General features: G+C 66.6%; 11 protein-coding genes. 4 read left to right on the top strand and 7 right to left on the bottom strand.

What is annotated here, in order from left to right; all coding sequences use genetic code 11:
- Positions 1 to 67 precede the first annotated feature (67 nt).
- Both ACWGSK_RS08040 and ACWGSK_RS08035 read left to right on the top strand, forming a co-directional pair.
- On the top strand, positions 68 to 1,210 hold the full coding sequence (locus tag ACWGSK_RS08040; protein WP_358506872.1) for an acyl-CoA dehydrogenase family protein: 1,143 nt from the start codon (positions 68 to 70) through the stop codon (positions 1,208 to 1,210).
- A gap of 241 nt (positions 1,211 to 1,451) precedes the next feature.
- Complete coding sequence (locus ACWGSK_RS08035; protein WP_358506870.1) at positions 1,452 to 1,619, top strand: hypothetical protein; 168 nt, start codon at positions 1,452 to 1,454, stop codon at positions 1,617 to 1,619.
- Positions 1,620 to 1,748: 129 nt separating this feature from the next.
- Here ACWGSK_RS08035 and ACWGSK_RS08030 read toward each other — a convergent pair whose 3' ends face one another.
- The 5 genes from ACWGSK_RS08030 to ACWGSK_RS08010 all read right to left on the bottom strand — a co-directional run bounded on the left by ACWGSK_RS08030 (position 1,749) and on the right by ACWGSK_RS08010 (position 10,880).
- Positions 1,749 to 2,480, bottom strand: coding sequence for an NPP1 family protein (locus ACWGSK_RS08030; protein ID WP_358506868.1), 732 nt, complete (start codon positions 2,478 to 2,480; stop codon positions 1,749 to 1,751).
- Positions 2,481 to 2,874: 394 nt separating this feature from the next.
- A complete protein-coding gene (locus tag ACWGSK_RS08025; RefSeq protein WP_358506866.1) occupies positions 2,875 to 5,178 on the bottom strand; it encodes an ATP-binding SpoIIE family protein phosphatase in 2,304 nt (767 codons plus the stop codon).
- A gap of 152 nt (positions 5,179 to 5,330) precedes the next feature.
- A complete protein-coding gene (locus ACWGSK_RS08020) occupies positions 5,331 to 6,029 on the bottom strand; it encodes a metal-dependent transcriptional regulator (protein ID WP_358506864.1) in 699 nt (232 codons plus the stop codon).
- A gap of 381 nt (positions 6,030 to 6,410) precedes the next feature.
- Positions 6,411 to 7,064 (bottom strand): pyridoxamine 5'-phosphate oxidase, encoded by a 654-nt coding sequence (gene pdxH / locus ACWGSK_RS08015; protein ID WP_358506862.1) that lies wholly within the window; start codon positions 7,062 to 7,064, stop codon positions 6,411 to 6,413.
- An 87-nt stretch (positions 7,065 to 7,151) separates the two neighbouring features.
- Positions 7,152 to 10,880, bottom strand: a complete 3,729-nt coding sequence (locus tag ACWGSK_RS08010; RefSeq protein ID WP_452455491.1) for an ABC transporter substrate-binding protein — start codon at positions 10,878 to 10,880, stop codon at positions 7,152 to 7,154.
- Between the two features lie 223 nt (positions 10,881 to 11,103).
- Between ACWGSK_RS08010 and serC the strand changes: the two genes are divergently transcribed.
- Complete coding sequence (gene serC, locus ACWGSK_RS08005; protein ID WP_358506858.1) at positions 11,104 to 12,225, top strand: phosphoserine transaminase; 1,122 nt, start codon at positions 11,104 to 11,106, stop codon at positions 12,223 to 12,225.
- A 98-nt stretch (positions 12,226 to 12,323) separates the two neighbouring features.
- Positions 12,324 to 13,328 carry a glycerophosphodiester phosphodiesterase family protein gene (locus ACWGSK_RS08000; protein ID WP_358506856.1) on the top strand — a complete coding sequence of 335 codons (1,005 nt, stop codon included), beginning with the start codon at positions 12,324 to 12,326 and terminating at the stop codon, positions 13,326 to 13,328.
- A 138-nt stretch (positions 13,329 to 13,466) separates the two neighbouring features.
- Here ACWGSK_RS08000 and ACWGSK_RS07995 read toward each other — a convergent pair whose 3' ends face one another.
- Complete coding sequence (locus tag ACWGSK_RS07995; protein WP_358515160.1) at positions 13,467 to 13,679, bottom strand: DUF397 domain-containing protein; 213 nt, start codon at positions 13,677 to 13,679, stop codon at positions 13,467 to 13,469.
- Positions 13,676 to 14,539, bottom strand: a complete 864-nt coding sequence (locus ACWGSK_RS07990; protein ID WP_358515157.1) for a helix-turn-helix domain-containing protein — start codon at positions 14,537 to 14,539, stop codon at positions 13,676 to 13,678. The genes ACWGSK_RS07995 and ACWGSK_RS07990 overlap by 4 nt, the downstream gene beginning before the upstream one ends.
- Positions 14,540 to 14,628: the final 89 nt, after the last annotated feature.

The raw sequence follows: 14,628 nt of genomic DNA, 5'->3' as shown, positions 1-14,628 counted from the left end.
TCATAACCGAACGTGATTCGGTTACCGTGTGGGAACACAGTGATCCCCGACACCCTCGGAGCAGCACATGAAGCGGGAACTCTTCGACGCCGACCAGGAACTCTTCCGCGAATCGGTCGCGGAGTTCCTCAAGCGGGAGGTCCAGCCCTTCCACGGCCAGTGGGAGAAGGACGGCGTCGTCCCCCGTCAGGTGTGGGTCGGGGCGGGCCGGGTCGGGCTGCTCGGTCACGGCGTGCCCGAGGAGTACGGGGGTACCGGCGTCCACGACTACCGCTACAACCAGATCGTCAACGAGGAGATCTGCCGTGCCCACGCCACAGGCCTCGGCGTCACCCTCCAGAACGACGTCATGGCCCCCTACCTGGTGGGCCTGACCAACGACGAGCAGAAGAAGCGCTGGCTGCCGGGCTTCGCCTCCGGTGAGCTGATCACCGCCATCGCCATGACCGAGCCCGGGACCGGCAGCGACCTCCAAGGGATCAAGACCTCCGCGGTACGCGACGGCGACGAGTTCGTGCTCAACGGCGCCAAGACCTTCATCACCAACGGCATCAACGCCGACCTGGTGGTCGTGGTCGCCCAGACCGACCCCGAGGCGGGTGCGCAGGGCTTCTCCCTGATCTGCGTCGAACGCGATACGCCCGGCTTCGACCGTGGCCGCAACCTCGACAAGGTCGGCATGAAGGCGCAGGACACCGCCGAACTGTTCTTCGACGACGTGCGCGTGCCCGCGGCCAACCTCATCGGCACCGAGGGCCAGGGCTTCATCCACCTGATGCGGAACCTGCCGCAGGAGCGATTGTCCATCGCCACCTGCGCGGTGGCCTCGGCCGACTTCATGCTCCAGCACACCATCGAGTACTGCCGTGACCGCACCGCCTTCGGTCGACCTATCGGACGCTTCCAGAACACCCGTTTCGTCCTGGCCGAGTCGGCCACCGAGGTGGACCTGGGCCGCACCTACGTGGACCGGGCGGTCCAGCTGCTCAACCGGGGTGAGCTCACCGTCGAGGACGCCGCGAAGGCCAAGTGGTGGACCACCGAGATGTGCAACCGGGTCATGGACCGTTGCCTCCAGCTTCACGGTGGGTACGGGTACATGATGGAATACCCCGTGGCACGGGCTTGGCAGGACTCACGCGTCCAGACGATCTTCGGTGGCACCACCGAGATCATGAAGGAGATCGTGGGCCGGGGCCTGGGTCTGTAGGGCGTATTCCGTGGATGCTGCCCGTCGCGAGCGGCGCATCCAGTGGTGCCGGCACAAGGCCGAAGAAGGAGTGCCCCTACTGTGCACGGCCTCGCAAGCTCGGCAGTGTCGCACAGCGGGGGCCCGCCCGGGTTTGGCTGTCGACTGATGAGAACGCAGTGACGGTGCCGCTGGGGCGCCGCGCAGCAGGGTATGTATTCGCGGAACATGCCCTAAACCCCCGTTCGGAAGGGTCCCGGTCATGAGCGGAGCGTGGGACGGCCTCATCGTGATGGGGCTGTTGGTCATCCTGTTGGTCCTCGGCGTCCGCAAGCTCCGTCCGAAGGTCCACATTCCGTGGAAGACCGGTGCCATCGTCCTGGTCTTCATCTTCGTCTGCATGCTGCTGTGGGCCTGGTCCTGGCGCTGACCGACGTCGAACACACCAAGGGCCCGCCTCACGAGGCGGGCCCTTCGGCGTCCGGAGAATCGGCGAGGCACGAACGAACGATCCCATAGGCGGGTGGGGACCGGCCGCCCGAGCCTCGGCCTCGATGGTTCAGGCGTACGGGTCGAAGTCGATCCCGTCGGGAACGGCCTTGGCGAGCGAGTCACCGAACCGCTCGTCCTTGAGGTCGAGCTGCGCGGAGCCGTAGTCGGCCCTCACGAGGATGTCCCTGATCCCCTCGGGGTAGCCGTCCCAGCCCACCAGGTCCGGGTACTGCCAGACCCCGTAGTGGTTCTCGGGTGGGTCGTCGTGGTCGGCGGCGAACCGGAAGGCGTGGGTGGAGGCGCCGTCCTTGTGGTAGACGATCTTGGGGTGGGTGCCCTCCCAGAGGAGGTCCTCCGCCGCCCGGGTGTCGTAGTCTCCGTGCGCCGAGGCCGACACGTGGCGCGCCTCGTCGTCGAGGACCCACACCACGACGTGTTCCAGGTCGTGCCGATGCCCACAGCATCCGGGCAGGACCTGGTCCTTTTCGAAGTAGAGGGCGTACATGTAGGCGCACCAACCACTGTCATCACACTTGGCGCGAGAATAAGAATTGGTGTTGTCCAGGTCGGACTGGTCGCGACAGTTTCCGTTCAGTGCCCCCGAGGTGTTCAACCCTTCGGCGACACTGCCATCGGGTCCGATCGCGGGCGTCGAATAACAACCGTCCGTGTCGTAGTCGAAGGCCGGTTGCCATTTCGCTTCGGCCTCGGAGGAATTCGCGGGCAGGGAGGTCGGGGGCTCGGCGAACGCCGGAGCCGCGAGGGCAAGCACGATCGCGAAGGCCCCGAGGAGGGACACACCACCCCTCTTGGCGAACACCCAGGGTCGCCGAAGGGGGCCGGCGATCCCATCGGGGCTTTCTCCCCCGAAATCACCGGTGGAACTCAGGACCAGTTTTCCCGCCCCGGACGACAATGCACACACCACCATTTCCGCAGCGGGATGTCCGTTTACCACTGGATAAAGTAACCATCCGACTACAGTAAGGCAAGGTGTTCTGACGGCCTTTTTTCAGCGACCCGGAACAGGTTTAACGGGGCACGTTACCCCACCTGGGAAAAGAGGGTGAATCATCGAATCGGCACTTCGAGATCCCCGTGGCCGATGGTGGTGGTCGCAGACCGGAAGGACCGGGTCGGTCGGGGCGGCGGTGTGCGGCGGTGACCCGCCCGGCACACCGCCGCACGCCGGCTCAGACGTCCTCGTCGACCTTCTCCGCCTCGTCGGCCGCCACGTCCTCGGCCTCTTCGGGGGCGTGCATCGGCATCTCGAACCACACGGCCTTGCCGTCCGGTGTGGGACGCGAACCCCACCGGCTGGCGAGCTGCTCCACCAGGTACAGGCCACGTCCGCCCTCGTCGTCGGCGGCGGCGCTGCGGATCCGGGGAAGTCGCAGGTCGTGGTCGAAGACCTCCACCCACACGGCGTTGGCGCCACGGCGCAACCGGAGCAGGAACTCCTTGTCGCCGGAGTCGTCGCTGGACTCGTCCTCCTCCGCGACGGCCTCCAAGAGGTCGCTCCAGTCCTCGTCGAACTCGTCGGGCGCTCCGCCGCCCTCCAGCGGGGTCTCCGAGTCCAGCACCCCGCCGCCGGTGAACTCACGGTGCACGGGGCGAGGGGTGGCGTGGATGACCACGTTGGTGACGATCTCCGAGACGAGGAGGCAGGCCAGTTCGGCCTGGTCCCGATCGACGCCCCACTCCTTGAAGGTGTCCGCGGCCAGGTGTCGGGCCTCGCCCACGGTGGAGGCCTCGGACGGGAACCAGCCCTCGCGCAGCGCCAACTCCTCGGAGTGCGTGCGCACGACCAACAGCGCGGTGTCGTCGTCCAGCTCGCCCGGCACGCTGTACACGGCCGCCTCGGCGATCTGTTCGACGTCCTTGTCCGCGACCTCGGCGACGCGTTCGGTCAGCTGCGCCAGGGCACGTTCGGGGTCGGACTTGCCGCCCACGGGTTTGCGATCCACCAGACCGTCGGTGTACATCACCAGGGTCGCGCCGGTGGGCAGGCGCAGGTCGGCCTGGTGGTAGACGATGTCCTCCCCCGACCCGCCCTTGGCGCGAACGCCGAGCATGCGGTCGGTGACCTCCAGGTCCAGGGTCTCCACGGTGTCGGAGTTGATGAGGAGGGGCGACGCGTGCCCGGCGTTGGCGTAGGACAACTCCCGGGACCAGGCGTCGTAGACCATGTACAGGCAACTGACGCTGGGGATCCAGACCCCGCCCTTGTCGTCGGGGGTGCCCAGCTGGCGCACCCACTCGTCCAGCTCGCGCAGGATGTCGGCGGGTTCGCGGTCGGCCTGGGCGAAGGCGCGCAGGGCGGCGCGCAGCTGGCCCATGACGGCGGCGGCGTGCGGGCCGCGGCCCTCCACGTCACCGATGACCAGGCCCACCCGTCCGGCGGACAGGGGGATGGCGTCGTAGAAGTCTCCGCCCACCTGGGTCTGCACCCCGTGGCCGTGCGCCTCCAGCGGACCGGCCGGCAGGTACTGCTTGGCGACCGTCAGCCCGTCCAGGGGAGGGAAGTCACCGGGCAACAGGCTGTTCTGGAAGGCCAGCGCCGTGGAGCGTTCCTGCTCGAACAGACGGGCGTTGTCGATGGCCAGGGCGACCCGGGAGGCGATGGCGCCGACCAGGTCGCGGTCGAAGCCGCCGTAGCTGCTCTTCTGTCGAGGGGAGAGGCCGGACAGGGCCAGGGTGAGCACGCCCAGCACCTCACCACGGGCACGGAGCGGCGCGGCGATCGCGGAGGTGACGCCGACCTGGCGGGAGACCCGGTCGGAGCGGTCGTTGGGCGAGTTCTCGTACAGGTAGTCGCTGCTGACCACGGTTTCGAGTCGACGCAGCGCCTGGGTGACGAAGTGGCGTTCGGGGTAGCGGACCTCGTCCCCGACGTCGAACCAGGTGCGGGGCGGGGGCGTCCAGCCCTCGGCGTGCACGGAGACCTGCCGGACCAACCGTTCGTGGTCGTAGAGGTCGATGAAGCAGTGGTCGGCGAACTGGGGGACGAGGATCCCGGCCACGCCCTTGACGGTGGAGTCGAACTCCAGGGAGCCGGCCAGGCGGCTGCCGATCCGTTCGAGCAGCCCGTACTGTTCCTCGACCCGACCACTGCGCAGGGCCTCGCGGGCGATGAGGGTTATGCCGTCGATCTCGCCCGAGTCGTCGCGCATGGGCACGGCCTGCGCTCGCACGTGGATCCAGGTGGAGTCGCCCTTGAGCACCGCGAAGGTGCCCTCCCACGGTTCGCCGCGAAGGACGCGGCGGGCCAGTTGGGAGGCGTGTTCGCGGTCGGACTCGTGGATGCCGATGTCCAGTAGGGACAGGCCGATGTGGTCACGACCGCCCATGAACCCGAACAGCTCGCGAGCGTAGGGGTTCCAGTACCGAAGGAGGCTGAACCGGTCGATGACGACGATGGCGATCTCGGCCTGATCCACGACCTCTGCCGTGGCGAGCGCGTCACTCTCCCGGAAGGGCTCACCCCACCGTGTCATCTAGCCGCCACCTCGCCGTCATGAGCTGCATACATGCCCGCTCCGGGTACCCCGAACGACCGCACCTTGGGGCGAGCGTAGCAACACCGTCAACGTTCCCGCAGCGCAATGAGACAATCCCGATGAACAACCAATCAACGTGTACGGACGTTTCACGGCTTGGCGACGAAGATGTGCCCGGCGACATCCGCGGGGAGGTCGCTGTGACCGTCCTCGCCGATGATCCGCACTCCGCCGTCCGAAGCCCGAAGGACCACTTCCTGTCCGGGTTGTACCCCGGATTCGCGCAAGGTGAGCATGATGTCGGCGTCCGGCTGGAGCTGTTCACTGATGCGACGCACGGTGACGGTGGTGTCCGTGTTCGAGGCCGCGTCCACCATCGGCACGATGGAGTCGTCGGTGAACGGTTCGGGGGCGTACCCCTCCAGGCCCAGCTCGTCGAGGCCGGGGATCGGGTTGCCGTGCGGGCACACCGAGGGGGCGTTGAGCAGCGTCACCAGGCGCTTCTCGACCTCCTCGGAGATGACGTGCTCCCAGCGACAGGCCTCGATGTGGACGTCCTCCCAGGGCAGCCCGATGACGTCGACCAGAAGGCGCTCGGCGAGCCGGTGCTTGCGCATGACGTGGGTGGCCAGCCTGCGCCCCTCCTCGGTCATCACCAGGTGACGGTCGTTCTCGACCCGCAGCAGTCCGTCGCGCTCCATACGGGCGACCGTCTGGCTCACCGTTGGTCCGCTCTGGTGCAGGCGCTCGGCGATACGCGCTCGAAGCGGGACGATGCCCTCTTCCTCGAGCTCGAAGACCGTACGGAGATACATCTCCGTGGTGTCGATCAGCCCGTGTGCGGTCAAGACTCCCCTCCCAAGGCTCTGTGCTCGTCGCGCGGTCACGACAAGCACGGCAGGTCTCTCTCAACACAGGCCGGGACCACGTGATTCCCTGGGGCCGGGTGGGACCGGGACGTCCGAGGTACCGCTGGAGCGACCACCGATGCACCAAGCATATCCTGGCGCGCCGAGCCTGATTTTCCCCTTCGTCTCACGATGCGGACACGAACGACCCGTGAGACTCATGTGACGCAAGGGACCGAGGTCACAGGTGTGCAGGCCATTCGGTTGAAAAATGAACTACTTAAGACCCCTGCCCACGTCCCGAATCGTGACTCGACGACTCCCGAACTCATGTACGAAGCGACCAACATCACCCCGTAGCGGCCCGGCCACCCGGTTCCCTTAGGGAGCGAGGCGGTCGATCGTCCATTCCCCGTCCGCGCCGAGCAGGTAGCGGAACCGGTCGTGCATGCGGTCCGGACCACCCTGCCAGAATTCCACCTCCTGCGGGATCAGCCGATACCCGCCCCAGTACTCGGGCCGCGGGATGGCCTCGTCCTCGCCCCACACCGAGTCGAACTCGTGGAACAGGTGATCCAACTCCTCGCGATCGGCGACCGGCCGCGATTGCCGTTCACTCGCCCAGGCGCCCAGCTGGGAGCCGCGTGGTCGGGACGCGAAGTAGCGGTCGTTCTCCTCGTCGTCGAGGCGTTCCACCACACCCGCGAACAGCACTTGGCGGCGGATCGCGTGCCAGGGGAACACCACCGACGCCCGCGGATCGGCGGCCAGGGCACGACCCTTGCGCGAGGTGTAGTTGGTGAAGAAGCGCAGTCCCGAGCCGTCATAGCCCTTCATGAGCACCGTGCGCGACCGGGGAAGGCCCGACGGTTCCACCGACGACAGCACCATGGCGTTGGGTTCGGCCAGACCCGCCTCGCAGGCCTGGTCGAACCACAGGTGGAACTGGGCCATCGGCGATTCCGCCAGATCCGATCGACGCAAGGGCTCACCCATGTACGGTTTCCGCAGCTCGGCGGGGTTCTGGTGGTCCACACCCGGCATGATCTCGCGTCGGGGCCGGGCGGCGCCGGCCGCCCCCCGCCTCCCGCGTGTCCACGGGTCCTCCCCCGCCGCCCGTCATCACCCCACGTCCACCGGCAGGCACTGCGGGCCCGGCTCGACGGTGGTGGAATTGCGCGTACCGCAGCGTTGGAGGACGTGCTGACGTTGCACGTCGCCGGTCTGGTCGGTGACCCTGGGGCCGACGAGCACCAGTTGGACCATGCGCCCGCCGAGCCAGTTGCCGTCGTTGTCGTTGTCGAAGTTGATGTACCCGGAGACCCCGGTTAGCCCTTCGAACTCCTCGACCTGGCCGTACAGTTCGTCCCGCTTCTCCTCGTAGTCGTCATCGGTGCGCAGAAAGGGCTGCTGGTCGAGACCGAGCCGCTGCCGCAACCCGTCGTTCGCCGGTTCCCCCTTGGTCGGTCCGGTGGGAGGCAGGGCGTCGGCGATAACCAGGAGGGCGTCGTTGCCGATGGCCGCGTGGGCAATGGAGGGCAACCAGTCCGCGGACAGCAGATTCTTATCCCACAACTCCTTATCGGCGCAGTCCTGCTGGGACCCTCTCCCGTAGTGCTCGCACACGAGTCGACTCATAGCGGAGTAGAAGCCCTGGCCGCTACCGCTGAGACCTTCCTCTTCCTCTTCGGTTCCCCAGGGGCCGCTGGGTGCCAGCGGCGTGTAGAAGACCGGATGGGTTTCGGCAGAATCCTCGATGGTCTGCTCCTCGTCGGAGAGGTGCTTGGATATGTCGTCACCACCGAGGATGGTCACTTCACCGCTGCTGCACTTCGCTCCCTTGGAATGAATGAGTGCGTTGTAGAACCCGGAGAAGTCCTCCGAGCGACCGGCGTAGTAGATCAGGTCGGGCGGGTCATCCGAGCAGATTCCCCTCAGTTGTTCGCGGAGGGTCGTTTTGTCCTGGTAAAGCAGAACCCCCTGGCTGTCGTACTCGTCGGAGTCGAGGACCTCCGAGCTGCGCCAGGCCTCTCCATTTATCTCACCGTCTTTTGTCTCACTGCCCTTGACGAAGGCCTCCATGAACTCCTGCGCCAAGTGCCGACCGTACTGTTCGTGCTCATTATTTTTGGCGTCGGTCTCGGCGTCAGCGAGCGCCACGGCCGTCTTATGCTCGGGTAGGCCGTGTTCCGCCCCCTCGGGGTCGGTCCAAGAGACACCCTCTAAGGCCCATTGGGCGGCCTGCGCCGCGATGCGACTGTTGGACGGCGCCACCGGAAAGAAGAAGCGATTGTGCCCTCCGGCCCCGGAACGAGCGACGTCGTCGAAGGTGGCGGTGGTCCCCATCATCGTCAGGGACGCTTTGCCGACCTCCCTGATGGCCAAGCTGTTGTTGACCACGCTGTGCCCGAAGCCGATGGCGGCGATCGGTCGATCCATGGCGAGGCTCTCGTCCTTCGCCATATCGACGATCTCCTTGGCCGTCTCCTTGGAGTACGTCCAGTCCTCCCCCACGTTGCCGAGGAGGATTTTGATGTTGGGCCGATCCTTTCCCCGTTCATCGTTTTGTAGTTCCTGCTGGTAGGCGAGACCAAGCAGTTCGCCCTGGACCCCTGCCAGCTCGGAGCCGTCGTTTTCGACCGGAGAGGAGTCCTCGGAGTCCTTGGTGTCCTTCTTGAAGGCCTTAACGTCCTCGACGTACTTAGCGTCCTTGGAATCCGCAGCGCTCAGTTCCCCGACATAGGCGATCGTCACGTAGGGCTTCCCCGAGTCGTCCACCGCGTCGTTCTGGTCCCCGATCAGCTCGGTGACCTCCCGCAGCCGTTCGTCGAATACGAAGTCGCCGAAGGTCACCCCATAGCATTCCTTCCGATCCTTGCCCTTGACCCTGGTAATGCCCTGGGGCACCCAGGACCCCTCATCGATACACGGATGGAGCGCCTGTGCTTGCTCCGGGATCAGGACCAGACCGGCCAGTACGAGGAAGCCGGTCACCGCGACCGCGCCCGTGCTCACCGCAGCGGCCTTGACGGGGCGGGTCATCACCCACGTGGGTTCGGTCCGCCAGCTCCTCTCCCGCGACTCCGGTGGCCGCCCGGCGACGTGCAGGGTAAGGGTGCGTCGGGCGCCGAGCGCGCCGGACAGGTGGCGTTCACGGTGCCAGCCACGGATCTCCTTGGGGACCGAGTCGGTCCCGTCGAACTCCGGCAGATTCTTGTACCTGGCGACGGCGATCTCACCGCCGATCAGCGGCTTCTCCCCGTCACGATCCCGGATCTGCACCAGCAGCAGGGGGTCGGGCAGAGCGCGCCGCAGCCGTTCGTCCTCGATCAATCGGATGAGGTAGCGGCCCACGCGGCCCAGGCCCCGCTGGTCGTAGACGAGGACGGGGCGGGAGGCACGGGCCCGCCCGCGACTTCGGTTCGCGCCGTAGACCTGGTGGAGGTCGTCGAGTAGCGCGTTCACCGCGATGCGATGGGTGCCGGGTGGGTGGGCCCCCTTCCGCGGATCGGCGCCGCCGATCCGCCCCTTGTTGCGTTGGGGGTGGTGGAGCTCGTTGAGCAGGTGCACACCGCGTGCGCGGTGCCGCCCGACCCTTCCCTGGCCCTCGGGCGCGGGTTCCTGTGCTTGCCGGGAGTCGTCCTCGACCGGGTCCATGACGTACCGGTGGTGGTTGAGCCACCGGTAGGGGCGCCACGGCAGGAAGAAGAAGAAAACGGTGAGCAGGTACACGACCGCCAGGAACACGCCGGTCAGCAGTGACACGATCTCACCGAGCTGCTGGGCGGCCAGACCCACGAAGGCGAAGGGGGTGGCGGTGACGACGAGCGAGACGATGAAGGCCAGCGGGGTGAGGATCTTCTCGTCCGCCAGCCCGAAGGTGGCCTTGCCCGAGATCCGTGTGACCCAACGTGAGGTGACGGCGGCGACCCGCGCGAGTCTGCGCCAGTGGACGAGCGCGGTGGCGCTGAAGATCTCGCCACGCGAGGGTGGTTCTTCCTCGCTCGAACCGTGTCCGGCCTGTTCGACGCGGTCCAGGAGGTCCGCCCGATACTGGATCGCGTAGTTCAGGCGAGCCTCGCGCAACCCGTTGATGACCGCGGTCTGCCCCTGGCTGGTGTTCTCCAGACGGCCGTGTTCGGGGGTCTTCTCGGATCGGTCACCGCTCGCCCTGCTCCTGATCTCGATGAGATCGCAGCGGCGCAGCCACAGCAGGGAGTTCAGACGCGGCAGACGTGGCGGAGGTGGAGGTCTGCGACCCCTCTTCGGTTTCGGTGGGGAGTCCTTCCAGGCGAACCCGTCGTTCACCAGGTGTTCGATGTAGTCGTAGAGCTCGTCGGTGGTGACGTCGGTGTCGGAGTCGAGTGCCTCGTAGCGCCCCCGGGGCAGGCCGCGCGGCACGGTGTCGGCCAGTTCGGGGCGGGCCTGGGGACCCAGGGGACGCGTTCCTTGATCCTTGAACCATTCACGCGGATCGTGGGCGGGGTCGGCCATTCGCGCCTTTCCCGGCTCCCTGGTCTCCTCCGGCTTCTCGGTGGACCGAGGTGGGAGAAGCCAAACGGGATCTACGGCGCACTGTTGGACGAGCATGCGCCGGACCTCGGCGTGATCGGTGGCGTCGTCCAGCACCAGGTCGAGCACGGGCGGGGGTTCGGCCAGATCGCCGCGTTGGACCTTGCCCTTGCCGGCGGGGCGCCGATGGGCGACGCGGGCCTCCATACGACGCAGCCTTCGATGCAGGCCCCATCGCGGACGTGACCTCAACGCCTCGAAGACCTGAAGGAAACCGGGCAGGTCACCGGCCCTCCGGGGCGTGCCATCCGATCGATCGCTGCCGTTCCGGTCCGTCACGAAGCGCCTCCCTTCCACCGTTCGTATCGCTCATCACCCCTGGGAAGCGCCCCATTAGACAACAAGGTGAACGGTTTTTCACCGGGCGAAGCGAAATCGTCGCTGTCCAATACCGGACACCGAACAATCGTGTGAAGGCACCTACCGACGTTCACGTGATTTCACGCGACCAATCGCCGCCCTGACCGGCGGCGTCACCGGGTCCACCACTACGCTGTGCGGTGTGACCGAGATTCAGATTCCCGCGAACCTGCTGCCCGCCGACGGTCGTTTCGGGAGCGGCCCGTCCAAAGTCCGAGCCGCGCAACTCGACGCCCTCGCCGCCTCCGGTTCCCATTACATGGGCACCTCCCACCGCAAGAAGCCGGTGAAGTCCCTCGTGGGTCGGGTCCGTGCCGGGGTGCGCGGCCTGTTCTCCCTGCCCGACGGCTACGAGGTGGTCCTGGGCAACGGCGGCACCACCGCCTTCTGGGACATCGCCGCGCACGGACTGCTGCGCTCCAAGTCGCAGCACCTGTCCTTCGGTGAGTTCTCGAGCAAGTTCGCCAAGGTCGCCCAGGGCGCTCCGTGGTTGGCGGAGCCCACGATCATCAGCACCGCCCCCGGCACCCACGGCGAGGCCGTCGCCGAGGCCGGCGTGGACGTGTACGCCCTCACCCACAACGAGACCTCGACCGGTGTGGCCGCGCCGATCAAGCGTGTGGCCGGCGCCGACGAGGACGCCCTCGTGCTCGTGGACGCCACCAGTGGCGCGGGTGGTCTGCCGGTGGACATCGCCGAGACCGACGTCTACTACTTCGCCCCACAGAAGAGCTTCGCCGCCGACGGTGGGCTGTGGATCGCGATCATGTCGCCCAAGGCCCTGGCCCGGGTCGAGGAGATCGCCGCGAGCGGACGCTACGTCCCCGAGTTCTTCTCCCTGCCCACCGCGATCTCCAACTCCGCCAAGGACCAGACCTACAACACCCCGGCCGTGGCCACCCTGCTGCTCCTGGCCGAGCAGCTGGAGTGGATGAACGAGCAGGGTGGGCTGAAGTGGACCGTGGCGCGCACCCACGAGTCCTCCTCGATCCTCTACAACTGGGCGGACCGCACCTCGGTCACCTCGCCCTTCGTGGCGGACCCGGCCCAGCGTTCCCAGGTGGTCGGCACCATCGACTTCTCCGAGGACGTCGACGCCGCCAGGATCGCCGAGGTGCTGCGCGCCAACGGCGTCGTGGACACCGAGCCCTACCGCAAGCTCGGCCGTAACCAGCTGCGTGTGGCGATGTTCCCGGCCGTGGAGCCCAGCGACGTCAACGCACTCACCGAGTGCATCGACCACGTGCTGACCAAGCTGTCCTGACCCGGTCCGACGACCTTGGAGAATGGAAGCCGACCCGCCGTGCGTGGGTCGGCCTCCTCCTCTTACTACCGCTCATCGTTTCTCAGGACGGTTCGACTGTGCGCAGGAACAAGCAAGAAATCCCCATCAAGATCATTTCGCACCGGGGAGCCTCGGGTCACCGGCCCGAGCACACCCTGGCCTCCTATGAGCTGGCGGCCAGGCACGGCGGCGACTTCATCGAGATGGACCTGGTCGCCACCAAGGACGGCCACCTGATCTGCCGGCACGAACAGGAGATCGGCGAGACCACGGACGTGGCCGGCCGTCCCGAGTTCGCCGATCGGAGGGTCACCCGGACCATCGACGGGCGCACGGTGGAGGGGTTCTTCGCCCAGGACTTCACCCTGGCCGAGATCAAGACCCTGCGCGCGATCGAGCGTATGGCGAAGGTGCGGCCGGACAACGCGGTGATGGACGGCACCTACGAGATCCCCACGCTCCAGGAGGTCATCGAGCTGGCCCTGACCCTCACCCAGGAGCTGGGTCGCCCGGTCGGGATCTACCCCGAGACCAAGCACCCCGCCCACCACGTCGAGCAGGGTCTGGACCTGGAGCCGAAGCTGATCGCGGCGCTGCGTGAGGCGGAGTTGGTCGGCGAGGAGCCCCGGGTCCCGGTGTTCCTCCAGTCCTTCGAGGCCGAGAGCCTGCGCAAGCTCGCCGAGACCGGGCTGCCGCTGGTGTACCTGATGGGCACCGAGGAGCACTGGCTGCACTACACGACGCCGGAGGGGTTGGCCGAGGTGGCGACGTTCGCGCACGCCATCGGACCGCACAAGAGCCTGGTCATCACCACCAACGAGGACGGTTCGCTGGGTCAGCCCACCACCCTGGTCGACGACGCCCACGAGGCCGGGCTGCTGGTGCACCCGTTCACTTTCCGCAGCGAGAACCACTTCCTGCCCACCGACCTGCGTTCGGACGGTGACCCCAAGGACTACGGGGGTTTCGCCGCCGAGTACGAGGCGTTCTTCGAGGTCGGCGTGGACGGCGTGTTCAGTGATTTCTCTCGGCACGCCTTCTTGTGTCGAGAGCACTTCCTGGACCCCCAGCCGACCGACTAGACCGTCCCGGCACCGGGCCCTGATCCCCCGTGGTCTTGTACTTGTGGTCGACTCCGGCGCCGGAGTCGACCACAAGTACAAGACCACCGTTGCGGGTGGGGCCTCTGCGCCCCACCCGCGACGGTTGTGGGGGCTTCGTCAGCCGAGGTCGCGCTTGGCGGTGTGGAGGAAGGACTCCCACTCGCCGCTGGAGAAGAAGAGCGCTCCGAGTTCACGGTGCTTGGTGTCGCGAACCCCGGTGATCGGCCCCTCCGCGACCTCGACACATTCTCCACGGTCGTTCGTGTAACTCGCCTTGTGCCAAGGGACGGCGGGGATGAAGGATTCGTCGGTGGTCGTATTCGGAGTCATGACGGCCTTCTATATTCGTCGATCAGCGTCTTGAGGAGGGTCTGCGACTCGGAGGTGGAGAGCGCGGACGCCTGTAGTTGGTCAAAAGCTATCTCGTGTTCCACGATGTCCGCTTGGTCCTCGAAGAACAACCCGTTCGGGGGAACATCGACGAACAACGCGCGGTCGTTCTCCTCGAAGGTGAGCAGCGAGAACCCATAGGTGCGGGACATGCCCACGGATGCCGGTAGCACCTGGATATTGGTCGAGGCGCGCGCTGAGAGGGTCAACAGGTGGTCGAGCTGGACGGCCATGACCTCGGGTCCGCCGATGACGCAGCGCAGACAGGATTCGTCCAAGATCATCCAGATGCGTGGAGGCGCTTCCCGTTGCAGGACATTCGTATGGCGCTGCATACGCGCCTCCACCCGCCGACTGCGCTCTTCCTGATCTGGGACGAAGCCCCGGGCCATCATCGCCTCGATGTAGTCCGGGTGCTGGAGCAGGCCGGGGATCAGGCCGACTGTGTAGTGCTGGATCTTGGCCGCCTCATGCTCCAGGCCGTAGAAGGCTCCGATGCTGACGTCCTTGTACTGGAACCACCAGGGCTTCTGCGTGCGCGAGGCTTTGGCGATGTCGACCAGGTCCTCGCGTAGTTCATCGGTGGAGCCGTAGAGGCGGCACAGCTCGGAGACGTCGGCCGAGTTCAGGCGGATGAACTTGCCGGTCTCGATTCTGATGATCTTTCCGGGGTCCCAGCCCATGCGTTTGGAGACTTCCTCCTGCGACAGCTTCGCATGTGCGCGGAGCCGCTTGAGCTGGCTGACCAGATGACGGCGGCGAACGGGGGAACCCTGGGCCACGGCTGTCTCCTCGTGCATGTAGTGGACCTGCCCCATTATTCCAGCAATCGCAAAATACACTTTTCGGATATACGACTCTTGTTTTTTCCAATACATGGATTTTTTGT

The sequence above is a fragment of the Nocardiopsis sp. NPDC055551 genome (genome assembly GCF_053619415.1).
This window is presented reverse-complemented; position numbering and strand designations above follow the sequence as displayed.

What these genes read in the sequence shown, in the direction of transcription:
- ACWGSK_RS07990 (WP_358515157.1), bottom strand. Translation starts at nt 14,539, where the DNA reads ATGCACGAGGAGACAGCCGTGGCCCAGGGTTCCCCCGTTCGCCGCCGT.
- ACWGSK_RS07995 (WP_358515160.1), bottom strand. Translation starts at nt 13,679, where the DNA reads ATGACTCCGAATACGACCACCGACGAATCCTTCATCCCCGCCGTCCCT.
- ACWGSK_RS08035 (WP_358506870.1), top strand. Translation starts at nt 1,452, where the DNA reads ATGAGCGGAGCGTGGGACGGCCTCATCGTGATGGGGCTGTTGGTCATC.
- ACWGSK_RS08025 (WP_358506866.1), bottom strand. Translation starts at nt 5,178, where the DNA reads ATGACACGGTGGGGTGAGCCCTTCCGGGAGAGTGACGCGCTCGCCACG.
- ACWGSK_RS08040 (WP_358506872.1), top strand. Translation starts at nt 68, where the DNA reads ATGAAGCGGGAACTCTTCGACGCCGACCAGGAACTCTTCCGCGAATCG.